We start from the raw sequence: 24,341 nt of genomic DNA, 5'->3' as shown, positions 1-24,341 counted from the left end.
CTCGATCGCGAAAAGCGGCCAACAGGGGCTACGGCCCTTGGCACCATACCGCACCTGCTATCGTGAATTCGAAGCGGTCCTAAACGGCGCCGCTTCTCTTAAGTCCAGTTCCGGACGCCAGATTCTTGCTGCCGGTCCACGCATCCAAGGCCCTAGCCGAGTGCCCTAGACGAAGACCTGATCGATTTAGCTAAATCATTGAATAAAAGAAAAAAATGGTTGGCTGGGGCGCCAGGATTCGAACCTGGGAATGTCGGTACCAAAAACCGATGCCTTACCACTTGGCGACGCCCCAGCAGCCGGGCGGTGCCCGCTGCGCGCGGCCTTATAGGACGAGCCGGTCGAAAGCTCAATGCTTGGACCGCTGACATCCAAAGTAATCTTGCCGCATGTCTGCGCCGGCGGATTGCCGCCGCGTTCGGGCGTAATCTGGAGGGGAGATCGATCCGGCGACCGGAATTGCGGGCTATTCGCCCCACACGGCCAACTCGTTGCCGGCCGGGTCGGTGAAGTGGAACCGCCTGCCGCCTGGGAAGGAAAAGATCGGCTTGATGATGCCGCCTCCGGCATTCTCAACGGCCTCCAGCGTCTCCTCCAGGTTTTCGGAATAGAGCACGGGCAGCGGTCTGGCGGGCGCTTCGCCCGCATCGGCCTGGAAGCCGCCGTCGAGCCCCTCGGCAAAAGCGGAGTAAGTTGGCCCGTAATCGGTGAAAGACCAGGAAAACGCCGCGCTGTAGAAGGATTTGACGCTGTCCAGCGTGCCGCCGGTGGCCGGAAGTTCCAGATAGTCGAGTTTTCCCTCGAGTTTCATCGCGCTACTCCACTTTGTTCTTGTTGTGTTCTATCTCGCGTAACTCACACCGGCAAGTCTTTTTGACGCAGCTTTTGCTTAATCGATTGTAGTCGCGGCGCTTGCTTTGCCGGCGCTTGCCTTTCGCAATGCAGCATCTTATCGCTCGGATCGGAAGGGCGGGGACCGGGGCCTTGGCCCGGTGTTGTCTATCTTCCAAGGGACGTGGAGGGCATGCATGACCAAGTGGGTTTACACCTTCGGCGACGGTGCCGCTGAAGGCCGAGCCGGTGATCGCAACCTGCTCGGCGGCAAGGGCGCCAACCTTGCCGAGATGTGCAGCCTCGGCCTGCCGGTGCCGCCGGGCTTCACCATCACCACTGAAGTCTGCAATGCCTATTACGCCAACGGCCGCACCTATCCGACATCGCTTGAAGCGGATGTCCTGGCGGCGCTCAACCATATCGGCAGGCTCACCGGCCGCAATTTCGGCGATCCGTCGAAGCTGCTTCTGGTCTCGGTGCGCTCCGGCGCCCGCGCTTCGATGCCAGGCATGATGGATACCGTGCTCAATCTCGGCCTCAACGACGAGACGGTCGAGGCGCTTGCCGCCGATTCCGGCGATGCCCGCTTTGCCTATGACAGTTACCGCCGCTTCATCCAGATGTATTCCGACGTCGTCATGGGCCTCGATCACGAGGTTTTCGAGGAAATTCTCGAGGACCAGAAGGCGAGCCTCGGCCATGAGCTCGACACCGAACTGACGGCCATCGAATGGCAGGGTGTGATCGCGCTCTACAAGGCCAAGGTCGAGGAGGAGCTCGGCAAGCCGTTCCCGCAGGACCCGCGCGAGCAGCTCTGGGGCGCCATCGGCGCCGTGTTTTCGAGCTGGATGAACAACCGCGCCATCACCTACCGTCGCCTGCACGACATCCCGGAAAGCTGGGGCACGGCGGTCAACGTCCAGGCCATGGTGTTCGGCAATATGGGCGACACCTCCGCCACCGGCGTTGCCTTCACCCGCAATCCCTCGACCGGCGAAAAGCAGCTCTATGGCGAATTCCTGGTCAATGCGCAGGGCGAGGACGTGGTGGCCGGCATCCGCACGCCGCAGAACATAACCGAGGCCGCGCGCATCGCTGCGGGCTCTGACAAGCCCTCGCTGCAGAAACTGATGCCGGAAGCTTTCCAGTCCTTCGTCGATATTTCCGACCGGCTGGAGAAGCATTACCGCGACATGCAAGACCTCGAATTCACCATCGAGCGCGGCAAATTGTGGATGCTGCAGACCCGCTCCGGCAAGCGTACCGCCAAGGCGGCGCTCAGGATTGCCGTCGAGATGGCGAAAGACGGGCTGATCACGAAAGAGGAGGCGGTTGCCCGCATCGATCCGGCCTCGCTCGACCAGCTCCTGCATCCGACCATCGATCCCAAGGCGGCGCGCGACGTCATCGGCGTCGGCCTGCCGGCCTCGCCGGGTGCTGCCACCGGCGAGATCGTCTTCTCCTCCGGTGAGGCCGAGGATGCCAAGGCGCAAGGCCGCAAGGTCATTCTCGTGCGCGTCGAGACCAGCCCGGAGGACATCCACGGCATGCATGCCGCCGAAGGCATCCTCACCACGCGCGGCGGCATGACCAGTCATGCCGCCGTGGTGGCGCGCGGCATGGGCAAGCCCTGCGTCTCGGGCGCCGGCTCGCTGCGAGTCGACTACAAGGCCGGCACGCTGATCTCGATGGGCCAGACCTTCCGCAAGGGTGACATCATCACCATCGACGGCGGCAACGGCCAGGTGCTGAAGGGCGCCGTCGCCATGCTGCAGCCGGAGCTGTCCGGTGACTTCGCCGCCATCATGGAATGGGCCGATGCCGCGCGCCGCATGAAGGTGCGCACCAATGCCGAGACGCCGCTCGACGCGCGCATGGCGCGCTCCTTCGGCGCCGAAGGCATTGGCCTTTGCCGCACCGAGCACATGTTCTTCGAAGGTGACCGCATTATCGCCATGCGCGAGATGATCCTGGCCGACACCGAGAAGGACAGGCGCTCGGCGCTCGACAAGCTTCTGCCGATGCAGCGTTCGGATTTCCTCGAGCTGTTCGAGATCATGGCGGGCTTGCCGGTGACGATCCGGCTGCTTGACCCGCCGTTGCACGAATTCCTGCCCAAGACCGACGCCGAGCTCGCCGAGGTCGCGACCGCCATGAATGTGCCGGCGGACAAGCTTAGGCAGCGTACCGAGGCGCTGCATGAGTTCAATCCGATGCTCGGGCATCGCGGCTGCCGTCTGGCGGTCTCCTATCCCGAGATCGCCGAGACGCAGGCGCGCGCCATTTTCGAGGCGGCGGTCGAGGCCGGCCACAAGGCCGGCGCGCTGGTGGTGCCCGAAATCATGGTGCCGCTGGTCGGCCTCGTGAAGGAGCTGCAATACGTCAAGGCGCGCATCGATGCCGTCGCGCAAAGCGTCATGCAGGAGACCGGCACCAAGATCGACTATCTTACCGGCACCATGATCGAGCTGCCGCGCGCAGCCATCCGCGCCCATGTCATTGCCGAAGCGGCCGAGTTCTTCTCCTTCGGCACCAACGATCTGACCCAGACGACTTTCGGCATCTCGCGCGACGATGCGGCCTCCTTCCTTGAAACCTACCGGCAGAAAGGTATCATCGAACAGGATCCGTTCGTTTCGCTGGACATCGACGGTGTCGGCGAACTGGTGCGGATTGCGGCGGAAAAGGGCAAGGGAACACGACCCGACATCAAGCTCGGCATTTGCGGCGAGCATGGCGGCGACCCGGCCTCGATCCGCTTCTGCGAAGAGGTCGGCCTCGACTATGTGTCATGCTCGCCTTACCGTGTACCGATTGCCCGGCTGGCTGCGGCCCAGGCGGCCGTGGAGGCCGCGAAGGGAAGAGCAAAGCGCGCCTGAACGGCGCGCTCCATCTTACGATTTCGTATGGAAACTCACGCGAACGTGCGCGCGCTGGTTCTCAATCTCGACATCGTTCCTGGGCAGTTTCTGGTTCCGAATTACTCGGGGCGTGAAACAGATGTTGCAGATTTCCCCCACCTCTTTCCGATCGATCCTGATCATGCAGACCAAGTTCATAGGCGACATCGTGCTTGCCTCTGCCTTGGCGAAGAACCTTCAGCTCGAATATCCAGGTGTGAAGGTCGTGTTCCTGTGCGATGCCAGGTTTGCTGGATTTCTAACAGCGCATGGGATCGCAGCGGAGGTCGTTTCGTTTAGCCGTGCCGGCATGCGCGGCACGCCGCTCCAGCGCGGGCGCGAGCTTGTCCGGGTTGTGCGAACTTTGCGGCGGCACCGCTTCGACATGGTCATCGACATCACCGATTCCAAGACTTCGCGGCTGGTGTCCGGATTGGTCCGTGCCCCGATTCGTGTCGGCCACTATCCGACGGAGCGACCTCTGCGCTGGCTTGAGCGCCAGCCTGCCAATGTCAGGATGAAGCCGTACGGATTCGGCGAAAAGCATTATCTCTTCCGCTATTTGTCGCCGCTCGAGGTGCTCGGCGTCGACCTGCGCGTCAGGGCACCGGCCATCCGCCCGCTGCCCTTCGAAACGACGCAAGCGCTCGCCTTGCTGAGCAAGCATCATTTGCGGCCAAATGCCTTCGTGGCGGTGCATGCGGGGGCGAGCTTTATCGGGCGTCGCTGGCAGCCGGAGCGCTTTGCGGCCGCGATCGAACGGATATCGTCCGAAACTGGCCTGGACGCTGTGCTGATCGGCGGCCCTGATGAGCACGAGGCGGCGGACAAGATCATGGCGGCAGCGAAAACGCCGGTCGTCAATCTGGTCGGCACGCTCTCGCTCGAAACGTTGCTGGCGCTGCTCAAGGAGGCCAGGTTATTCCTCGGCAATGAGAGCGGCCCGATGCATATGGCGGCCGCAGCCGGCACTCCGGTCGTCGGTCTGTTCGGCCGGACCAATCCGGTTCGATGGGGCCCGGTCGGCGTCCCCAGCATCTCGTTGCGCCCCTCCATGCCCTGCGATTGCGTCGGCGGCGACCTGTGCCGTCGGACCGATTCGAGCAAGGCATGCTGTGTCTGGCGCCTTGAAGTGGATTCCGTGGTCGAGGCGGTGCGCGAACTTTTGGCGCGTACCGACGTGGCGCTTGAGCAGGCGGTCTAGCTCAAGTCTGCTAAAGGCGTGTTGAGCTTTTGCAGCTACTCTCCATGCAAATTGTCGCGCGGTGGCTTTTCGGATGCGAACCGTTCCGATTTTCGCCTAGATGCGCGTCTTGTTGACGCCATCTTGCGGTTGAGCGGCTTGACGGGCCGGGCATGGGAATGACGGGTTTGCTTCAAAAATCTCTTTGCGCGATCGCGCTATCGCTTGTCGTGGTCTCGGCTGGCAATGCCGGGACGCTGGTCGAACCGACGTTGCATCTGACGCCGCAAGGCGGCGGTGGCCGTGTCGCGCTCACGCTGGACGCCTGCGGCGGGAAGACCGATACGCGCATTCTTTCGGCCCTGGTAGAAAACAAAATTCCCGCGACTATCTTCGTCACCGGCATCTGGCTGAAGCGCAACGCCGCCGCTGTCGGGATCATGCGCGCGCATCCTGATCTGTTCGAACTGGAAAACCACGGTGGCCGCCACATTCCGGCGGTCGACACGCCCCGCAAGATCTACGGCATCAGCAGTGCCGGCAGTCCAGATGCCGTTCAGGCCGAGGTCGAGTCGGGTGCCGCGGCGCTTGCGAGCGCCGGCGGCCCGCCGCCGAAATGGTTTCGCGGCGCCACCGCCGAATACAGCCCGTCGGCGATCGCCATGATCCGCAAGCTGGGCTTCAAGGTCGCGGGCTTTTCCGTCAATGGCGACGGCGGCTCACTGCTCGGCGCCAAGGAAACCGCCCGGCGCATCGCCGCAGCCAAGGATGGCGACGTCATCATCGCTCACATCAACCAGCCGACCCATGCCGCGGGCGAGGGTGTCGTCCAGGGCCTGCTCGCCCTGAAGCAGAAGGGCCTGACCTTCGTTCGGCTGGACGATGCCGACGACGTCGGCAACGACGGCACCACGGATTGATCCGCGGGGGGTTGATGACGACGGTTGGGAGGCTCAGCGACCTCGGAGATCCGCGATGCTTTCCGCCGCAGTCTATCACTCCGGCTTAGTCTCGACCGTCACCTTGCTCGTATAGAACGCGCCGTGATCGCGGATGTCGACCATTTCGTCGAAAGGTTGCTCATAGGCCCACATCGCGTCCCTGCCGCTGTCGCCGGCCGGCAGCACGCTCCAATAGCTCGCGTCGCCCTTGTAGGGACAATGCGTCGAATGCTCGGTCCTGGCGAGCTTGCTGAAGTCGATATCGTCGAACGGGATGTAAAAAACCGCTGGGTAGGGCGGTTCCGACAAGAGCCTGGCCCGGGTAGACCGGGCGATGACGACGTCGCCGGCGCTGACCGTGACGGTGCCGCGATAAGGCTCGATCGTTATCACCTTGTCGGGATTGGGCTGAAAGCCGGGGGCGGGGTTGGCACGCTTGTCCAAGACGGGTCTCATCGGCAGTTTGAGGAAGGTGCGTGGCGGTTTTTCCGTTCGGAACCGCTCTCGTCCGTCAAAGGTGGATCGGCCCGACGCCTCGCGCAAGGCGGCGCGATGACGCGTCGCGTGCAGCGAAATAATGTTCTAACCGCCGACAGTCAGGCGGCGGCCTTGAATGCGTCCATGAGGCCGGCATAGGCGGCAGCGATGCCGGCGACCGGATTGCTGCTTCTCGCCGCTGTCTCGACCTTCAGCGCGCCGCCGGCGGTCGGCAGCGTGAGCAGCAGGAACTGGCGGTTGCCGCCGTCGCCGACGCTTGCGGCAGCGACATGCTGGCCTTCGCCGTCATTCTCGACGCACATCTTGAACAGCAGCGTTCCGCCGACGGCCTCCAGCGCGCCGCCGACGACTTCGGCAAATTCATCGTCGGAAACGGTTTTGGAGTCCGGCGTCAGATCGTCCAGACTTTCGGCAAGCGTGCTTTCGAGGGCTTTTTCATCGAGCTGCACGTCCATGCGAATCTCTCCATTCGCCAATCTCACCCAGCCCATTAATGAATCTTAACGGCGACGATGGCCGGATTATGGCGGGTTTCACGGGTCATCCGCCCATCCGACCGCCTTGGACTTATGGTGGCTGGACAATCCGCCGGATCATTCCACAATGCGTGAAACAATGACGCGAAAGCGCGAAAAAGGGGAGGAGCCGAGATGCTCGGACTGATGCAGGAATGGCCGCTGCTCTGCCATAAGCTGATCGATCACTCCGAACGCCAGCACGGCGGGCGCGAGGTCGTGTCGCGCTCGATCGAAGGCCCGATCGTGCGCACCACCTTTGCCGACATCCGTCATCGGGCGCTCAAAGTAGCGCAGCGGCTGGAGCGTGACAGCTTCGGGCTCGGCGACCGCATCGCAACGCTTGCCTGGAACACCGCCCGCCACATCGAGGCCTGGTACGGCATCATGGGGATCGGCGCGATCTACCACACGCTCAATCCGCGCCTGTTTCCCGAACAGATCGCCTGGATCATGAACGACGCTGAGGACAAGGCGATCTTCGTCGACCTGACCTTCGTGCCGCTGCTGGAAAAGATCGCCGGCCAGGTCAGGTCGCTCAGGCAGGTGATCGTGCTGACCGACCAGGCGCATATGCCGCAAACCTCGTTGCCGAACGCTGTCGCCTATGAGGAATGGCTTGCCGAGGCGGACGGCGCCTTCGCCTGGAAGACATTCGACGAGAACACGGCTGCCGGCATGTGCTACACGTCGGGCACGACCGGCGATCCGAAGGGCGTCGTCTACAGCCATCGCTCGAACGTGCTGCACGCCATGATGGCCGCCATGCCCGATGCCATGGGCGTTTCGACGCGCGACGTCGTCCTGCCCGTGGTGCCGATGTTCCATGCCAATGCCTGGGGACTCGGTCAGGCCGCGCCGATGATCGGGGCCAAGCTGGTGATGCCAGGCTGCAAGATGGATGGCGCCTCGATCTACGAATTGCTCGACACCGAAAAGGTAACTTTCAGCGCCGCTGTGCCGACGGTATGGATGATGCTGCTGCAATATCTCGAGGAGACCGGCAAAAAGCTGCCTTATCTCAACAAGGTCGTCATCGGCGGTTCCTCCTGCCCGCGCGCCATCACCGCCAAGTTCCAGGACAAATACGAGGTTCAGGTGGTGCATGCCTGGGGCATGACCGAAATGTCGCCGCTCGGCACGTTGTGCACCATGAAGCCGGAATATGAAGGGCTGACCGGCGATTCCAGGCTCGATATCCAGGGCAAGCAGGGCCACCCGCCCTTCGGCGTTGAAATGAAGGTGACAGACGACGAGAACAACGCGCTGCCCTGGGACGGCAAGACCTTCGGGCGTCTGAAAGTTCGCGGCCCTGCGGTCGCGCGCGCCTATTACGGCGGCGTCGGCGCCGAGCAGTTCGACGCCGAGGGCTGGTTCGACACCGGCGACGTCGCCCATATCGACGCCAGCGGCTATATGCAGATCACCGACCGCGCCAAGGATGTCATCAAATCGGGCGGCGAGTGGATCTCCACCATCGATCTGGAGAACCTGGCCGTCGGCCATCCCGATGTGGCGGAGGCGGCGGCCATCGGCGTGCCGCACTCCAAATGGGGCGAGCGCCCCCTGCTGGTGGTCGTGCGCAAGCCGGGCAAGGAGCCGAGCAAGAGCGATATCCTGACCTTCATGAGCGGCAAGGTGGCCAAGTGGTGGATGCCCGACGACGTCGCCTTCGTCGGCGAGATTCCCCACACGGCGACGGGCAAGATCCAGAAGACCACCTTGCGCCAGCAATTCAAGGAGTATCGGCTGCCGACGGATTGAGGATTGTTAAATCTTTCGGCTTCAAGGCCGGCGCAAAAAGCTCTAAGTCTCGATGCGGACTGGGGTAATGCGGCAGACGATGGCTACAATTCCTGAACGGCAGACGTCGAGGGCGGCCGGCTGGTCGCGGCGGATCGGGGCATTCTCGCTCGTCCTTTTGCTGACCGTCGTTGCCGGCTACCGGCTCGACCTTGTCGACACCCCGCCTTTCCTGTGGGTGCTGGCGCTCGTTGCGCTGCTTGCGGCGCTCGCGCTGCTGCTCGCCGGGCTTGCACTGTCGAGGCTGTGGAATTTCGGCGACCGCGGCGGCCGCGATCTCAGCGTCGGCGCCCTGCTGGCAGTGCTGGTGCTTGCGCCTTTCGGCATCGCCGCCTACTGGGCGACCGTCTATCCGCCGCTGCGCGACATTTCGACCGACGTCGACGACCCGCCGGCGCTCGACACCAGCGACCGGACAAGCGACATGAACGCGCTGTCGCCGCCGACGCCCGGCGAGCAGAGCCTGCAGGCGGAAGCATATCCGCTGGTTAGCGGGCGCAGCTACAACCTGCCCTTCGAAACCGTGGTCGATGCTGTCGAGACCGTGCTCGACCGGCGGGACTGGCAGCTGACCGCGCCCTATCCCGACATCAACAGCCAGAGCGAGGCGACGATCACCGCGGTCGCGAGAGGCTTCGTGCTCGGTCTGCCGGCAGATGTGGCCATCCGCGTCGCCGACGACGGCGATTCGGTCGTCGTCGACATGCGTTCGGCCTCGCGCTACGGGCGTCATGACTTGGGCGACAATGCCGCCCGTATCACCGATTTCCTCGCCGAGCTCGATCAGGAGGTCGCCGGCCAGGTCGGCGCGGCGCCGGCCGAGTGAGTCAACCGGCAGGCCTGAAAATGCCGTCGATCGCCGGGTCGCCTTCGCTGGCGACGAGACCGCGGGCCACCAGGTCCTCGAGATGCGCGAGAACCGAAAGGCCGGCTGCGCCGTGCAGCCGCTGGTCGGTGCCGCGATAGATCGCGGCGACCATCTCCTTGATGGTTCGGTCGCCGCTCAGGATGCGTTCCAGGATCGCCTGCTCGCGCATCTTGCGATGCATCTTCAGCCCGCGCATGAAGCTGCGCGGCGCGGTCACCGGCCCGCCATGGCCGGGCAACAGCAGGCGGTCGTCGCGCTCGATCAGCCGGTCGAGCGATTTCATATAGTCGGCCATCGCCCCGTCGGGCGGCGCCACGATGGATGTGGCCCAGGCCATGACATGGTCGGCCGAAAACAGGATGCCTGTGCCCTCCAGCGCAAAGGCCGCGTGGTTGGCGGTATGTCCTGGCGTGAGCACGGTGCGGATCGCCCAGCCGTCGCCATGGGTAAGGCTGCCGTCAGCCAGCGCAATGTCGGGCACGAAGCCCAAATCGGCGCTGGCATCCAGCGGATTGATCTCGCCGATGCGCAGCCGCCGCGCCGGCCGATGCGGGCCCTCGGCGAGCACGGGAGCGCCCGTGCGTTCTTTCAGCCGCGCCGCGAGCGGCGAATGATCGCGGTGGGTATGACTGACGAAGATATGGCAGACCGGCCTGCCGTCGATCGCCGTGAGCAGTGTTTCGAGGTGCACATCGTCGTCCGGCCCTGGATCGATCACTGCCAGCGTGTCGCGGCCGACGAGGTAGCTGTTGGTGCCGTGGAAGGTGAACGGGCTCGCGTTCCGGGCTGTGACGCGCTGGACGTCCGCAGCGACCGTGACCGCCTGGCCATAGGCAGGATCGAAGCGTGTGTCGAATTCAAGCGTCATGCCGGGTCCTGCTGCTCGCGGCAAAATGATTGCCGCATCTTGCGGAAGCCAATATAGGAAAATCAATGCACGTCGCCCAAAACTGCGCAGCAGTCTTGGGAGAACGACACGCATCAGGACGAAATCTCAAAGCGCGCCGCCTGAACTCGTTTCTCCGCGACGCGCCTCAAACACAGCAAATCAGCCACGATGGGGAAGACCATGGCAACTGCAACCACGATGCGCCCGCTCGTTTCTCTCGCTCTGCCCGACCAGGGCGCGGCCCGGCTTGCCAGCCAGCTCTTTCTGGCGCTTGCAGGAACCCTCCTGCTCACCCTGTCGGCGAAGACGAAAGTGGTGTTGGGCCCGGTCGACATCTCGCTGCAGACGCTTGCGGTGCTGCTGATCGCCTCGGCCTTCGGCATGCGTCTTGCCGTCGCGACGCTCCTTCTCTACCTCGCCGAGGGCGCTTTTGGTTTGCCGGTGTTCCAGGGCACGCCGGAAAAGGGCCTCGGCATCGCTTATATGCTGGGCTCCACCGGCGGCTACCTCGCCGGCTTCGTGGTGATGGCGGCGATCGCCGGCTGGGCCGCCGACCGCGGCTGGGACCGCCACCCCTTCAAGCTGTTCGGCGCCATGCTTGCCGCCGAGATCGTCATGATGGCGATGGGCTTTGCCTGGCTGGCGGCGCTCATCGGACCGGAAAAGTCCTGGCAGTTCGGCGTCGCGCCGTTCATCGCCGGCGACCTGATCAAGGTGGCGCTGGCCGCGAGCCTCGTGCCGGCGGTCTGGGCGCTGCTCAAGCGCTCCTGATCGCGACCAAATGACAAGGGCCGGTGGGCGCTTGGCGCCGGCCGGCCCCTTTTGCGCCGGATTCGCTCGCAATCGCCGCATGCCGGATGCAAGAAAGCAGTGAAATAGCGTCGGGGAAGAAATCAAGCCGACAATTGACAAGCCAGTGCCCGAAACATAAGCACGGGCAACTTGGCGTCGAGGCGGGGGCCGCGGTAGTTCAAGGAGAGCTTGTTGAAAGGAATTATCCTTGCCGGCGGCAGCGGAACACGCCTCTATCCCCTAACATTAGCGGTTTCTAAGCAAATACTGCCGATCTACGACAAGCCCATGATCTACTACCCGCTGAGCGTGCTGATGCTTGCGGGAATCCGCCAGATTCTGGTCATATCAACTCCGCGTGACTTGCCGGTGTTTCAGGCTTTGCTGGGCGACGGTTCGGAATTCGGTGTGGAGCTTTCCTATGCCGAGCAGCCTCAGCCGAATGGTCTTGCCGAGGCTTTCATCATCGGCCGCGACTTCATCGGCAGGGACAGTGTGTCGATGATCCTCGGCGACAACATCTATTTTGGCGGCGGCCTGTCGCAACTCTGCCGCGAGGCGGCGACGCGTGATGGCGGCGCCTCGGTCTTCGCCTACTATGTCGACGATCCGGAGCGTTATGGCGTGGTCTCCTTCGACAAGGTCACTGGCAAGGCTTTGACGATCGAGGAGAAGCCGCAAAAGCCGAAGTCCAACTGGGCCGTGACCGGTCTCTATTTCTACGACAATGATGTCGTCGACATTGCTTCCACGATCCGCCCTTCGGCGCGCGGCGAGCTCGAGATCACGGCGATCAACAATGTCTATCTCGAGCGTGGTGAGTTGCATGTCCGCCGCCTCGGAAGGGGTTACGCCTGGCTGGACACGGGCACGCATGACAGCCTGCTCGAAGCATCGTCTTTCGTGCGCACGATCGAGCATCGCCAAGGCATCAAGGTCGCGTGCCCGGAGGAGATAGCGCTGGAGCAGGGTTGGCTCGACGCTGAAAAGGTTCTGGAGCGCGCGGCGCGGCTGGGCAAGAATGAATACGCTGCCTATCTGCGCAAGCGGGCCGCCGACCTGACGGAGGAACGGTTTGCTTGAGGTCAGGCCGCTCGGCCTCGACGGCGTGCTGGAGATCGTGCCCAAGCGGCACGGCGACGCGCGCGGTTTTTTCAGCGAGACCTGGAATGCCGGGCGTTTCGCCGAGGCCGGCATCGATCTCGCCTTCGTGCAGGACAACCACTCCTATTCCGCGGCCGCCGGCGTGCTGCGCGGGCTGCACTATCAGTTGCGGCCGCGCGCCCAGGATAAGCTGCTGCGCGTGATAAGCGGCAGCGTCTTCGATGTCGCGGTCGACATCCGCCGTTCCTCGGCGACGTTCGGCAAGTGGGTGGCGCTGGAAATATCGGCTGAGAAGGGCAACCAGATCCTGGTGCCGAAAGGGTTTGCGCACGGCTTCGTCACGCTCGTGCCGCACACGGAGGTGCTGTACAAGGTGACCGACACCTATTCGCCCGGGCACGACAGGTCGATCCGCTTCGACGATCCCGAAATCGGCATCGAATGGCCGGCGATCCCTGGCGGATTCCAGCTTTCGGACAAGGACCGCAAGGCGCCTCTGCTCGCCACGGCGGAGGTATTTGCGTGAGAGAGGGCGGCATGAATTTCCTGGTCACCGGTGGCGCCGGCTTCATCGGCTCTGCCGTCTGCCGGCATCTGTGCGCCAACCCGGCCCACCGCGTCACCAATCTCGACAAACTGACCTATGCCGGCAACCTCGCTTCGCTTAGGCCGATCGAGAATGCGCATAATTACCGTTTCGAGCAGGCCGATATCTGCGACGAGCGAGCGGTGCTTGAGATTTTGCGCCGCGACGACATCGACATCGTCATGAACCTCGCCGCCGAGAGCCATGTCGACCGCTCGATCGACGGCCCCGGCGCCTTCATCGAGACCAACATCGTTGGCACCTACCGCATCCTGAACGCCGCGCTCGACTACTGGCGCGGGCTGTCGGGGGAGCGTAAGGCCGGCTTCCGCTTCCATCATGTCTCGACCGACGAGGTGTTCGGCGACCTGCCCTTCGACGGCGGCATGTTCGTCGAGGAGACGCCCTATGCGCCGTCCTCGCCCTATTCGGCGTCCAAAGCCGCTTCCGACCATCTGGTGCGCGCCTGGCATGAGACCTACGGCCTGCCGGTGGTGCTCTCCAACTGCTCGAACAATTACGGCCCTTACCATTTCCCCGAAAAGCTCATCCCGCTTGTCATCCTCAACGCGCTCGACGAGAAGCCGCTGCCGGTTTACGGCGCCGGCGCCAATGTGCGCGACTGGCTGTTCGTCGAGGACCACGCCCGCGCGCTGGAACTGGTGGCGACGAAAGGGCGGCCGGGCGAGAGCTACAATGTCGGCGGCAATTCCGAGCGCACCAATCTCGGCGTCGTCGAGACGATCTGCGATCTTCTCGACCTGAGGCGCCCGCGCGCCGCCGGCAAGAGCTACCGCGACCTGATCACCTTCGTCACCGACCGCCCCGGTCATGACCGCCGCTACGCGATCGACGCCTCCAAGATCGCGCGCGATCTCGGCTGGGCGCCGCGGGAGAATTTCGACAGCGGCCTGGCGAGGACGGTCGATTGGTATCTCGACAACAAATGGTGGTGGGCCCCGATCCGCGAGCAGCGCTACAATGGCGAGCGGCTGGGCCAGGGTCCAATGGAAAACGGCCCGATCGAGAACGGCCCGATGGAAGACGCGGCGATCGAAAACAGCCCGGTCAGGAAGGGCGGAAACGGGAAGGCCGAGAGCAGGGAGGGCGCCGCGTGAGGCTTGCCGTCACCGGACGCGAGGGCCAAGTTGCCGCCAGCCTGATAGAGCGGGGCAGCAAGGATGTCGAGGTCGTTGCCGTCGGCCGGCCGGTGCTCGATCTGGCGCGCCCCGAGACGGTGTTTGCGGCGCTGGCAGCGGCAAGGCCCGACATCGTGGTTTCGGCCGCGGCCTATACGAATGTCGACCAGGCCGAGGACGAGAAGGAATTGGCCTTCGCGGTCAACGCCACCGGCGCCGGCAAGGTGGCCGAGGCGGCAGCAGAGCTCGGCGTTCCCGTCATCCATTTGTCGACCGACTATGTCTTCGACGGCGCCAAGGACAGCGCCTATGTCGAGACCGACGCGACCGCCCCGCTCGGCGTCTACGGCGCCTCCAAGCTCGCCGGCGAAAAGGCCGTGGCGGCGGCCAACCCACGCCACCTCATCCTGCGCACCGCCTGGGTCTACAGCCCGTTCGGCAGGAACTTCGTCAAGACGATGCTGAGGCTGGCTAGCGACCGCGACGAGATTTCGGTCGTCGCCGATCAATGGGGCAATCCGACCTCGGCGCTCGACATCGCCGACGCCGTCCTGCATGCGGCCGTGAGGCTGCGACACGACAAGAATTTCGCCGCCTTTGGTATCTACCATCTGGCAGGCAGCGGCGAGACCAACTGGAGCACCTTTGCCCGTCATATCCTGGACACAAGCTTGGCGTTTGGTGGCCCGCACGCGAAAGTGCGCGACATTGCGACGAGCGACTATCCGACCAAGGCCAGGCGCCCGCAAAATTCGCGGCTGTCGAGTGTGAAGTTTGCGGGCGTGTTCGGGTGGCAGGCGTCGCATTGGAAATGCTCTGTAGAGGCGATAATCGCCCGGCTTGTCGGCTAATGCAACAGTTTCACGCTTATCCCCTGGAAATGATTCGCAGCTTTTGGCGCAATCGTTCCCTAATTGGAGCTTCGATCAAACGCGAAATCTTCGGGCGCTATCGCGGATCGTTTCTAGGAATACTCTGGTCTTTTTTCAATCCGTTGTTGATGTTGGCGATATATACATTTGTGTTTGGTACGGTACTTAAAGCACGCTGGGGAGTTGAGGGCGGATCCAGTGTAGAGTTTGCTCTCGTCCTTTTTGCAGGTCTTATGGTCTTCAACCTGTTCGCGGAGTCCATAAACCGAGCTCCAAACTTGATTGTTTCCAATCCGAACTACGTCAAAAAGATCGTATTTCCGCTAGAGATATTGCCATACGCAATAATTGGATCATCGGTATTTCATTTTTTTATAAGTCTTGGAGTTTGGTTTCTGGCTTATATCACGCTTTATGGTGTGCCTCCGGCGACAGCGGCCTATCTCCCGCTGGTGTTGCTGCCATTTTTGATCTTCATACTTGGGTTGAGTTGGATGCTTGCGTCGCTAGGCGTTTTCCTCCGTGATGTCTCACAGTTTATCGGCATCGTCACGACTGCGATGATGTTCCTATCACCCGTATTCTACCCTGCTAGCGCGCTGCCGGAAGGTTTTCGCCCTTTGCTCTACCTCAACCCGCTGACGCCCGCGATAGAGTATGCGCGCGACGTGCTCTACTGGGGCAAAGGGCCAGATTTCGTGCTGCTTGCCATCGATCTCTTGGCAGCTGCCCTGTTCGCATGGCTCGGCTTTGTCTGGTTTCAGAAGACTCGCAAAGGATTTGCCGATGTCCTCTGAGATATCCATCAAGGTAGAGGATCTGAGCAAGTGCTATCAGATTTACGACCGCCCTCGTGACCGGCTTAAGCAATTTGTAATGCCGCGCCTTCGCCGGTACGGCGGAATGAAACCGCGCCAATACTTTCGCGAGTTTTGGGCGCTTAAGGATGTCTCGTTAGAGGTCAAGAAGGGCGAAACGGTTGGTATAATCGGTCGCAACGGCAGCGGAAAGTCGACGCTGCTGCAGATGATTTGTGGGACGCTCAATCCGACCAGTGGCCAGGTCCAAACCACCGGTAGGGTCGCGGCACTCTTGGAACTTGGTTCTGGTTTCAATCCCGAGTTCACGGGCCGCGAGAATATACATCTGAACGCCGCAATACTGGGTCTTAGCTCGAATGAGATTGAGGCACGATTCGATGATATTGCCGCTTTTGCGGACATTGGTGATTTTCTTGAACAGCCGGTGAAAAGCTATTCCAGCGGGATGGTAGTGCGATTGGCGTTCGCCGTTCAGGCTATGATCAATCCGGACATTCTAGTGGTGGACGAGGCCCTGGCTGTCGGCGACGAGAAGTTCCAGCGGAAATGTTTCGCGAGGCTGGAGGAGTTGAAGGCCAGAGGAACATCGATCCTGTTCGTTTCACATTCGGCGCCCAGTATCATCGAATTGTGCGATCGAGCGTTGCTTCTTGATCACGGTATTCGCGTCATGTACGCAGCGCCAGAGCATGCTGTTCGCGCCTATCAGAAGATAATTTACGCGCCCCAAGAAGACTATCGACGTCTAGTCGAAGACTACGCAATAGCGGATCGCGTGGACGGAACGCGCGAGAGTCCTGCCGCAGCTAGTTCGCGCTTGGAGCCGGCGAAGTTGGATTTGGCTACTTTTGACCCCGGACTAGTGCCAGAGACGACGACCTCCTATCCCAGCCGAGGCGCTGAAATTGACTCTATTTCCATCCTGGATCGAGCCGGCCAGGTCGTAAACATCCTGCTGCCCGACAACATTTACAGGTTCCAGGTGACGGGTCGGTTCCGGCAAGATTTCTCGGATGTCTATTTTGGAACTCATATACGAAGCGTGTCCGGAGTAGAAATTAGCGGGCAGCGACATCCTGCAGATGGGCAATACATCGAGAGTGTTCCGGCGGGGAGCGCATTCAAGATTGTCTATTCATTTCGAATGAGCTTGCTACCTGGGGTATATTTTGTGGGCGGTGGCATTTGGTCTGCCAATGAACCAAATTGTGCGCATCGTATTATCGATGCAATGATGTTTCGTGTCGCGGCAAATGGGAAGCAAAGCTCGTTTGGCTACGTTAGCCTAGCTATTCAACCGCCCCAACTTGAGATGCTGTGACGGATAATGACTATTCTATCTTCCATCGCCGAGAATGTCACGCTACGGCAGCATCTTCAATGGAACAGCTATGTTTCCAAGAAGTACAAGGTATTATTCGTCAGCACGCCAAAAGTCGCGTGCACATCTCTCAAGTGGTGGTTCGCATCTTTGGAGGGATATGCCCAGGCACTGTACGGTATTGCGGATAGCGACGAGAGCGACCCTGACCTCGTTGTTCACGAATCTCATAAGGTAGCGCCGCATGTCACCGGTCTGAAACTGGAAGAATTGTCAGAGGCGCTGTCCTCAGATTCCTATTTTCGGTTCGCCGTTGTCCGAAATCCTTACGAGCGGCTATTTTCGGCCTGGCAGTCGAAGATTTTAGTTCGGGAGCCGCAGCAGGCTCGACTCTACCCCAATAGTGAGTTCTTCCACTATCCGGTGAATGATGAACGCGATATTGCTGAGGCATTCGAGGAGTTTGTCGAGCATCTGGCCGCCAACGAAGCTCCATCTTACTGGGATCACCATTGGACGCCCCAGGCAGATTTGCTTCGTCCCGACCTTGTTAGTTATTCGCGGATTGCGAAGATTGAGCAGACGCCGGAACTAAGCAAAGCGCTGATCGATTGGATTGGTCAAAACGCTACGGAACCATTTGGCGTTCGACGAGCTAACGAGAGCCTTATCCCGTATGGTCCAGCATTCCTGACCAAACGGAGTGCGGAACTGATCGCCAGCCTATATAAGTCCGATTTCGACATCTTCGGGTATGAACGAACGCCACCCTCTCGACGGAAGGCGTTTTCCTCCGAGCAGCTGGACGTCGCGCTTAAAGCCATCGGGCTCATTCGTGGGCGTCATAAGCAATTGGAGCTGCGGGCCGCCAGAATAGTTACGCTCGGCTCGCTGCTTTCGGCACGTGAGGGAGAGAATGCCGGCCTCGACCAGACGGTAAGTGAGCTTGCGACCCAAGTTGCGGACCTTAAGCTTACTCTTGACGAACGCGTGACAGAAGTCTCTGGACTCTATGAGACCGTTGCTGATCGTAGCCGGCAAATCACCGACCTAACCAAAATGGCACGCGAGAAGGATGACGTGATCGCCGGTCTCGACGACGTAATTAATAGGCGCGACCGTAAGATTGCGAGCTTGCACGACGCCATTGGCGAGCGTGACGAGCAGATCGCTCGCCTGACCAGTGAGGCCACAAAGCGCGTTAGCGAGAAAAATGACCAATTTCGTGCGCGCTCTAACCAGGCGAACGGCTCTTGGAAACGCTTGCTTTCTTTGGCACGAGGACGAACCTCCAAGTCGTCGATTCGCGTAATTCGCACCAGCACTCTGTTTGACGCCGACTACTATAGGGCCGTTAACCCGGATCTGCAGATTGCTGGTCTGGACCTAGCAACTCACTATTTCGTCCATGGCTGGCGAGAACTCCGGAATCCGTCCCCGCTATTCAACACAGCGCAATATCTATCCGATAATCCGGACGTGGCTAGGGCAGGCGTCAACCCGCTTATTCACTATCTCAAGCACGGTAAGCGGGAAGGTCGGGCAATTTCGCCTGCGCCGATCATAGCGGCCGATGCTGCTCCCGACATTGCGCCGAAGGCAGTGGGCCGCGGCTTCCCGCAACCGGTGTATCGAATGTTGTCGAATGAACAACTCGACGCTGAGGTCGAAGCCATCCGTGCGTCAGGATTGTTTGACGAGCATTTTTATGTGTCCATGTATGCCGAACTCGAACTCTCCCCAGACGTGGCAATTAGACACTATTGCGAACGTGGCTGGCAGGAGGGACGAAACCCCTCCGACGAATTCGATACCGAATTCTATCTCGCCACCTATCCCGATATCCGTAACGCGGGTCTAAATCCCTTCTGGCATTACGTGACAGCCGGATGGACCGAGCACAGGCATGCGTTGCCTGATCTGGGAATACGCCATGAAAATGACATCTGGTTTGGCGCGATCAACAGCGATATCAAGCCACTGGCCTTCTATTCGTCGCCCGATTGGAACGGCTTGCGGGGCGTCCGACCGGCTTTCAAGGGACATGCCTATCCTCCACAGCCCGGCGCCGATCTTGGCTATTACGTTCCCGCTGACTGGCACGTGCTAAAACGTCATGCCCAGATGGCTGCGCGCCACGGGGTTGCGAGCTTCGTTTTTGACCTAGATCTTACGAATCGCGGAAAGCGGTCCTCGCCGATTGACCACTTCCTAACTCATGCCGACATCGAAATCGGGTTCTGCGTACAGGTGCAGCTTTCGCCGGACGTTACGGCAGTACAACTTGTTGAGGCTCTCAGGCCGGCTCTCGCTGATCGTCGACAATTCCATGTCGGAAAGCGCCCTGTGCTCGTGGTCCGGGCTGCAGACGCCGGTTCTGCCGAGTACCTGGCTGAACTACGAGGACTCCTTGTTGATGCAGGTATCCCGAACCCATTCATGATTGGCCGGTCCGATAGTTTTGGCGATGAGGGGACGTTGGCCGGTCTCTTCGACGCTATGCTCAGTCTGCCAAGAGTGGAAAAGAGCGGCGCATTCTCGCCTGTAGACAAGAATGGAACCGATACAGTTCCTTACGGTGTAGCGGCATCTTACGGTGTCGCACGGGCCGAAAAAGCCCGGGATGCCGCCTATCCGCTTTATCATGGGATAACCGTGGGATACGACGACACCCCTCAGAGATCACAGCGCCCATTGGTGTACACGCGGTTTGCTATGGGCGATTATCGTCGATGGCTCGATGCCGTCATCGACATGACTAGAACTCTGCACGCGGCCGACCGGCGCCTGCTGTTCTTGAACGCCTGGAACAATTGGGGCACAGGTTGCGTCCTTGAACCTGATAAAGTGGGAGGCTTTGCCCGTCTCAATGAAACCACGCGCGCGCTCGTCAAACTGGAGTCCGGCCGGCGCATGCCCAAAGTAACCGTCATTGTACCAAACTACAATCATGAGCGATTTCTGCGTCGCCGTCTCAGCAGCATTTATCACCAGACTTATAGGAACATCGAGGTCATCTTGATGGATGACTGTTCTTCCGACCAGAGTAAGTCTATCCTGAATGAATATGCTACCGCGTACCCGGAAATAACGCGCACGATCTTCAACGATGAGAATTCCGGGGGGCCTTTCCGTCAATGGGCTACGGGCCTCAAACATGCCGTCGGCGATTTGGTCTGGATCGCCGAAAGTGACGACTTCTGCGACGAGCGTTTCCTCGAAGTTCTGGTGCGCTGCTTTGATGATGAAGCAGTGATGTTGGCATACGGAAACTCTGTCTTCGTTGACGCGCATGAGGTTCCAATTCAGAACGGATTCCTTAACTATCTCAGCGATTTGGACTGCGCCGCGAAGTGGAATGGCCCTTATGTGGAAACGGCCCACAACGAGGTCAGGCAGGCATTGGGGATCAAGAATACAATCCCAAACGCCAGCGGGACTATCTTCAGGCGGCCGATCGACATGCCTCTCCTGGAAGACGACTCTTGGAAGTCAATGCGCGTCGCAGGAGACTGGGTATTCTATCTGCATGTACTCCGTGGTGGAAAAATCGCCTTCACACCGCAAGCCATCAACTTTTTCCGTCGCTATCAAGGAAGCACTGCAGAGCTCACCTATCGGAAAGAAAGCTTCTATCGCGAGGTTGGCCTTGCGAGCCGCGCGGTCGCGGCGTTGTATGACGTACCGTGGAGTGTCCTGGAGCGCTGCCGCAACGGATACGAAACAGTTTATCGGGAAATGATTGAGGGAGATGTCGAACAGTTTGAACGCTGGTATAACTACAGTGCAGTAATCCACGCTCGCGATAAGCGTCTACCAAATATCATGGTCTCCACTATGGGATTCTATCCGGGTGGTGCCGAGATATTGCCAATCCGGATGGCAAATGAATTCAAGCGCCAGGGGCATTCTGTCCTTCTCCTTAGCGCCAACTTGAACCCGCGCGAGGACGGCGTTCGTCGAATGTTGCGAAACGATGTGCCGCTCGTGGAAACTTCTGAAGCTGAAGATGTCAGATTGATCATCGACGAATTCGGTATTGAAGCGCTCAATTCCCACCAATGGCATATGCAGAAGTATCCCATACGTGTTCCCGACGTGTTTGACAGATTGCGTACGCATGTCGCGTCACTCCATGGCATGATCGAACATGGAGAAGCATTTGAAGCCACTCATGAGCAGCTCAGTAGTGCAGACAAGAAGGTCACTACCTGGGTCTATACCGCCGACAAAAATCTTGGGCCTTTTTCTAAACTTGGGCTATATGAGAACAATTCACCTAGGTTCGTAAAGATACCCAACGGTATGGAGCCGCCGGCCATATCGCCTATTGACCGTAAACAACTCAACATCCCGGAAGAAGCATTCTTGCTCTGCTGCGTCAGCCGCGCGATTCCTGACAAGGGTTGGGCTGAAACGATCGCTGCGGTGGAAAAGGCGCGCGGAATTTCGGGACGGGATATTCGGCTTGTCCTCGTCGGCAATGGTCGCGTCTATGACGAATATTGCCGGAGTGGCGTGCCTGATTTCGTGTACTTGGCCGGATTCAGCGAGAATTCCGTTGGGTATTATGCTGCCTCGGACATTGGCATCATGTTGTCCAAGTTCAAATCTGAGAGCTTCCCTCTGACCATTGTAGACTGTCTATTTGCGGGCAAGCCTTACATCGCCACTGATGTCGGCGACATCAGAAACATGCTGTCGACCGAGCACTCGATCGCTGGGTCCATTATCGAACTCGATAACTGGCAGATTCCTGTTGAGAAAGCAGCGGCGGAGATCGCCAGACTGGCCTCGGATCGTGAGGCATACCGATCTGCCATGGCGTGCGTGAAGACGCTTGCCGATCGCTATCGGATAGACGTTGTCGCATCTCAGTACGTTCGGCTTTTCGAAGCCGGCCGCCACAATGGCAGGCTAGGTGACAGAACCATCGGCCAATAGATTATTTCGCGTATTGGAAAGGCTGGTCAACATACGAGGATTAGTGTGGGGCGTATCATTGAATGGCTGAAGGCCCCAAGTCGAGCCTTGTTGCTTATAGGACCCTTGCTTGTCGCTGTCAGGCCCGCTGTGGATTTTTACCAAGGTTCATGGCGCCTTGCCGTGCGTCGCGTCACGGGTGTCTTCATGCGCGAGGGTTTCGGAGGAGTTGTTCGGCGAGCGTACATCCTGCTTGGCAGGCCTACAGGCGATAAGCAGTTTTCGAGCGGCCTCGTCTATGGGCAGTCGCCTCCCCTTGCGCCGGATTTCCGCCCCCGTGTGTCAATCATCGTACCCAATTACAATCATGCTCCCTATTTGCGAGAGCGGTTGGACACGATCTATCGGCAGACCTACCAGAACTTCGAAGTGATTTTGCTGGATGACTGCTCGGATGATTCGAGCCTCCTAATTCTGCAAGAGTTTGCAGCCCGCTATCCTGAAAAGACCCGCTGCGAGTTCAACGCCGTAAACTCAGGCGGTGTGTTCAACCAATGGAAAAAAGGCCTCGAACTGGCGGCAGGGGACTTGGTGTGGATAGCCGAAAGCGACGACTACTGTTCCGAAAATTTTCTGGAGGAGCTTGTCCGCAGTTTTCAGAACCCAGGTGTAATGTTGGCGTTCGCACGCAGTGAATTCGTCAAAGGTGTGCCCGCCAAGACGGTCTGGACCATATCGGAATATCTGCGCGACCTTGGTCCCGACATTTGGGGGCAACCCTTTGTCCGATCGGCCCATGCCATGGTCCTGGGCGGTTGGGCGATCAAGAACATAATCCCCAATGTCAGCTCCGCCTTGTTTCGACATCCCGGCCAACTGGCACTCTTCCACGACGCGAATTGGCGAAGTTTGCGCTTATGCGGTGACTGGATCTTCTACCTTTCGATCATCCGCGGCGGATTGGTGGCTTATAGCCCCCACGCTACCAACTATTATCGGCAGCACCCGAAGAACACCTCGGTGGAGGCTCAGAAAGATGACAAATACTACTCGGAGCATGAGATCGTCGCAGGATACATTGCGACTAACTACCGCGTGGGACGCGACGTTTTTGACAGGCAAGAGCAGCATCTTTACCGCCATTGGTGCAGCTGGCGTGGAGCACATCGGCTAGACGAATTTCAGCAGCTCTATAGCTTGGATCGCGTCGGGCGCCTGAGAGCTGAAAGGCTCCCCAACCTTGTCATGGCAGTCTATGCCCTCACGGCAGGCGGCGGAGAAACCTTCCCGATCATGTTGGCCAATCTACTTAAGCAAAAGGGCTATCCGGTAACCCTTTTCAATTGCCGGGAGCAGCCGACAGAGCCTGGTATTCGTGACATGCTGTCGCCAACTATCCCGGTGCTCGAGGTGAGCCGGTTGGAACAGGCTGCAGCAGCCTTTACCGATATGGACATCGAACTGGTGCACTCTCATCATGCCTGGGTGGATGTCTCCTTGGCCACTTTGCTGCTTGGCCATCCCGGCATCCGGCAGGTCGTCACCACGCATGGCATGTACGAGATGATGACGTCTGAACAACTGGAGGCCCTGATGCCCGTGCTGCAGCGCATCGATCGTGTCGTCTATACCGCAGAAAAGAACTTAAAACCCTTTCCGTCTAAGTTTCGCCGAGACAAGAGCTTCCGCCGAATAGACAATGCGCTCCCGCCAAAGCGGATTTCTCCGATATCGCGAGACGAGCTAGGCCTGTCGCCGGACGATTTCGTGTTGTGCTGTGTCGCGCGGGCGATCCCAGACAAAGGGTGGGACGAAGCAATTCAAGCAGTAGTTTGGGCTAATGCCCATTCAGCGCGCCGAATCCAGCTCCTACTAATCGGGGAGGGGCCGGAAGCTGATCGGTTACGTCTGCAACACAGTAACGAGTTTGTACAATTTCTTGGGTTCCGCTCCAATATCAGAGATTATTTCGCCATGGCTGACGTCGGCCTGCTGCCGTCGCGCTTCAAGGGCGAAAGCGCTCCACTGGTGTTGATCGATTGCTTGTTGTCAGGAAAGCCGGTACTCGCCAGCGACGTGGGCGAAATTCGGTCCATGCTCGATTCTCCCGAGGGGCTTGCCGGCGACCTGTTCGAACTTAATAATTGGCAAGTTCACATTCCAACCCTTGGTGAAATAATATGCCGACTTGCCAATGAAAACGACGCCTTTAGGGAAATTTTGGACCGGGTTCCGAGTGCTGCTGCCAAATTCGAGATATCTGGAATGGTATCCAAATACGAAGAGACCTATCGCAACGTTTTGCGGATTTCTGGCGAGAGCGGTTTTCACAATGAACTTGGCAATTGATGG

18 protein-coding genes and 1 tRNA gene are annotated in these 24,341 nt (G+C 59.9%); 14 read left to right on the top strand and 5 right to left on the bottom strand.

The annotated features are described in order from the left end of the window. Positions 1 to 220: 220 nt before the first annotated feature. Both CK224_RS10210 and CK224_RS10205 read right to left on the bottom strand, forming a co-directional pair. Positions 221 to 295: transfer RNA gene (locus CK224_RS10210), tRNA-Gln, on the bottom strand. Between the two features lie 171 nt (positions 296 to 466). Continuing rightward, entirely contained in the window at positions 467 to 811 is a 345-nt protein-coding gene (locus CK224_RS10205; protein ID WP_095781678.1) for a VOC family protein, read from the bottom strand. Between the two features lie 217 nt (positions 812 to 1,028). On the opposite strand from CK224_RS10205, the gene ppdK reads away from it, so the two are divergent. The 3 genes from ppdK to CK224_RS10190 all read left to right on the top strand — a co-directional run bounded on the left by ppdK (position 1,029) and on the right by CK224_RS10190 (position 5,837). After that, positions 1,029 to 3,713 (top strand): pyruvate, phosphate dikinase, encoded by a 2,685-nt coding sequence (ppdK, locus tag CK224_RS10200; RefSeq protein ID WP_095781677.1) that lies wholly within the window; start codon positions 1,029 to 1,031, stop codon positions 3,711 to 3,713. Then, positions 3,619 to 4,938 (top strand): glycosyltransferase family 9 protein, encoded by a 1,320-nt coding sequence (locus CK224_RS10195; protein WP_245425915.1) that lies wholly within the window; start codon positions 3,619 to 3,621, stop codon positions 4,936 to 4,938. The genes ppdK and CK224_RS10195 overlap by 95 nt, the downstream gene beginning before the upstream one ends. Before the next feature lie 152 nt (positions 4,939 to 5,090). After that, on the top strand, positions 5,091 to 5,837 hold the full coding sequence (locus CK224_RS10190; protein WP_170950236.1) for a polysaccharide deacetylase family protein: 747 nt from the start codon (positions 5,091 to 5,093) through the stop codon (positions 5,835 to 5,837). Between the two features lie 75 nt (positions 5,838 to 5,912). Here CK224_RS10190 and CK224_RS10185 read toward each other — a convergent pair whose 3' ends face one another. Continuing rightward, positions 5,913 to 6,302, bottom strand: coding sequence for a DUF427 domain-containing protein (locus tag CK224_RS10185; protein WP_095781962.1), 390 nt, complete (start codon positions 6,300 to 6,302; stop codon positions 5,913 to 5,915). Positions 6,303 to 6,454: 152 nt separating this feature from the next. Continuing rightward, positions 6,455 to 6,811: a hypothetical protein gene (locus CK224_RS10180; protein ID WP_095777947.1), complete on the bottom strand. Its 357-nt coding sequence runs from the start codon at positions 6,809 to 6,811 to the stop codon at positions 6,455 to 6,457. Positions 6,812 to 7,006: 195 nt separating this feature from the next. On the opposite strand from CK224_RS10180, the gene CK224_RS10175 reads away from it, so the two are divergent. Then, positions 7,007 to 8,635, top strand: coding sequence for a fatty-acid--CoA ligase (locus tag CK224_RS10175; protein WP_095781675.1), 1,629 nt, complete (start codon positions 7,007 to 7,009; stop codon positions 8,633 to 8,635). A 79-nt stretch (positions 8,636 to 8,714) separates the two neighbouring features. After that, positions 8,715 to 9,500 carry a DUF1499 domain-containing protein gene (locus CK224_RS10170; protein ID WP_095781961.1) on the top strand — a complete coding sequence of 262 codons (786 nt, stop codon included), beginning with the start codon at positions 8,715 to 8,717 and terminating at the stop codon, positions 9,498 to 9,500. A 1-nt stretch (position 9,501) separates the two neighbouring features. Here the strand turns inward: CK224_RS10170 and CK224_RS10165 are convergent, their stop codons facing one another. Then, positions 9,502 to 10,410 (bottom strand): MBL fold metallo-hydrolase, encoded by a 909-nt coding sequence (locus CK224_RS10165; protein ID WP_095781674.1) that lies wholly within the window; start codon positions 10,408 to 10,410, stop codon positions 9,502 to 9,504. Positions 10,411 to 10,611: 201 nt separating this feature from the next. Here CK224_RS10165 and CK224_RS10160 point away from each other — a divergent pair, with 201 nt between their 5' ends. From CK224_RS10160 to CK224_RS10120, 9 genes are all read left to right on the top strand, one after another. Continuing rightward, positions 10,612 to 11,202 (top strand): biotin transporter BioY, encoded by a 591-nt coding sequence (locus CK224_RS10160; protein WP_095778026.1) that lies wholly within the window; start codon positions 10,612 to 10,614, stop codon positions 11,200 to 11,202. A gap of 213 nt (positions 11,203 to 11,415) precedes the next feature. Continuing rightward, on the top strand, positions 11,416 to 12,306 hold the full coding sequence (gene rfbA / locus CK224_RS10155) for a glucose-1-phosphate thymidylyltransferase RfbA (protein ID WP_095778025.1): 891 nt from the start codon (positions 11,416 to 11,418) through the stop codon (positions 12,304 to 12,306). Next, positions 12,299 to 12,853, top strand: a complete 555-nt coding sequence (gene rfbC / locus CK224_RS10150; protein ID WP_095777944.1) for a dTDP-4-dehydrorhamnose 3,5-epimerase — start codon at positions 12,299 to 12,301, stop codon at positions 12,851 to 12,853. Before rfbA ends, rfbC begins: the two co-directional genes overlap by 8 nt. An 11-nt stretch (positions 12,854 to 12,864) precedes the next feature. Then, the gene (rfbB, locus tag CK224_RS10145; protein ID WP_245425913.1) at positions 12,865 to 14,031 is read left to right on the top strand and encodes a dTDP-glucose 4,6-dehydratase; all 1,167 of its coding nucleotides are present in this window, start codon (positions 12,865 to 12,867) and stop codon (positions 14,029 to 14,031) included. Then, positions 14,028 to 14,903 (top strand): dTDP-4-dehydrorhamnose reductase, encoded by an 876-nt coding sequence (gene rfbD / locus CK224_RS10140; RefSeq protein ID WP_095781673.1) that lies wholly within the window; start codon positions 14,028 to 14,030, stop codon positions 14,901 to 14,903. Before rfbB ends, rfbD begins: the two co-directional genes overlap by 4 nt. Continuing rightward, positions 14,903 to 15,721 carry an ABC transporter permease gene (locus CK224_RS10135; RefSeq protein WP_095781672.1) on the top strand — a complete coding sequence of 273 codons (819 nt, stop codon included), beginning with the start codon at positions 14,903 to 14,905 and terminating at the stop codon, positions 15,719 to 15,721. Before rfbD ends, CK224_RS10135 begins: the two co-directional genes overlap by 1 nt. Continuing rightward, positions 15,711 to 17,066: an ABC transporter ATP-binding protein gene (locus tag CK224_RS10130; RefSeq protein ID WP_095781671.1), complete on the top strand. Its 1,356-nt coding sequence runs from the start codon at positions 15,711 to 15,713 to the stop codon at positions 17,064 to 17,066. Before CK224_RS10135 ends, CK224_RS10130 begins: the two co-directional genes overlap by 11 nt. A 6-nt stretch (positions 17,067 to 17,072) precedes the next feature. Next, complete coding sequence (locus tag CK224_RS10125) at positions 17,073 to 22,010, top strand: glycoside hydrolase family 99-like domain-containing protein (RefSeq protein ID WP_095781670.1); 4,938 nt, start codon at positions 17,073 to 17,075, stop codon at positions 22,008 to 22,010. 186 nt (positions 22,011 to 22,196) lie between these two features. Next, the gene (locus CK224_RS10120; protein ID WP_280952262.1) at positions 22,197 to 24,338 is read left to right on the top strand and encodes a glycosyltransferase; all 2,142 of its coding nucleotides are present in this window, start codon (positions 22,197 to 22,199) and stop codon (positions 24,336 to 24,338) included. Positions 24,339 to 24,341 lie beyond the last annotated feature (3 nt).

The organism is Mesorhizobium sp. WSM3862 (assembly GCF_002294985.1).
In the GTDB taxonomy this organism is placed as follows: domain Bacteria; phylum Pseudomonadota; class Alphaproteobacteria; order Rhizobiales; family Rhizobiaceae; genus Mesorhizobium.
Note: the sequence above shows the minus strand (reverse complement) of the source record. Positions and strands in the feature narration are given on the sequence as shown.

Excerpts from the sequence above, each read along its gene's own strand:
- CK224_RS10205 (WP_095781678.1), bottom strand. The coding sequence starts at position 811 with ATGAAACTCGAGGGAAAACTCGACTATCTGGAACTTCCGGCCACCGGC.
- ppdK (WP_095781677.1), top strand. The coding sequence starts at position 1,029 with ATGACCAAGTGGGTTTACACCTTCGGCGACGGTGCCGCTGAAGGCCGA.
- CK224_RS10195 (WP_245425915.1), top strand. The coding sequence starts at position 3,619 with ATGTGTCATGCTCGCCTTACCGTGTACCGATTGCCCGGCTGGCTGCGG.
- CK224_RS10190 (WP_170950236.1), top strand. The coding sequence starts at position 5,091 with ATGGGAATGACGGGTTTGCTTCAAAAATCTCTTTGCGCGATCGCGCTA.
- CK224_RS10180 (WP_095777947.1), bottom strand. The coding sequence starts at position 6,811 with ATGGACGTGCAGCTCGATGAAAAAGCCCTCGAAAGCACGCTTGCCGAA.
- CK224_RS10175 (WP_095781675.1), top strand. The coding sequence starts at position 7,007 with ATGCTCGGACTGATGCAGGAATGGCCGCTGCTCTGCCATAAGCTGATC.
- CK224_RS10170 (WP_095781961.1), top strand. The coding sequence starts at position 8,715 with ATGGCTACAATTCCTGAACGGCAGACGTCGAGGGCGGCCGGCTGGTCG.
- CK224_RS10165 (WP_095781674.1), bottom strand. The coding sequence starts at position 10,410 with ATGACGCTTGAATTCGACACACGCTTCGATCCTGCCTATGGCCAGGCG.
- CK224_RS10160 (WP_095778026.1), top strand. The coding sequence starts at position 10,612 with ATGGCAACTGCAACCACGATGCGCCCGCTCGTTTCTCTCGCTCTGCCC.
- rfbB (WP_245425913.1), top strand. The coding sequence starts at position 12,865 with ATGAATTTCCTGGTCACCGGTGGCGCCGGCTTCATCGGCTCTGCCGTC.
- CK224_RS10135 (WP_095781672.1), top strand. The coding sequence starts at position 14,903 with ATGCAACAGTTTCACGCTTATCCCCTGGAAATGATTCGCAGCTTTTGG.
- CK224_RS10130 (WP_095781671.1), top strand. The coding sequence starts at position 15,711 with ATGTCCTCTGAGATATCCATCAAGGTAGAGGATCTGAGCAAGTGCTAT.
- CK224_RS10125 (WP_095781670.1), top strand. The coding sequence starts at position 17,073 with ATGACTATTCTATCTTCCATCGCCGAGAATGTCACGCTACGGCAGCAT.
- CK224_RS10120 (WP_280952262.1), top strand. The coding sequence starts at position 22,197 with ATGCGCGAGGGTTTCGGAGGAGTTGTTCGGCGAGCGTACATCCTGCTT.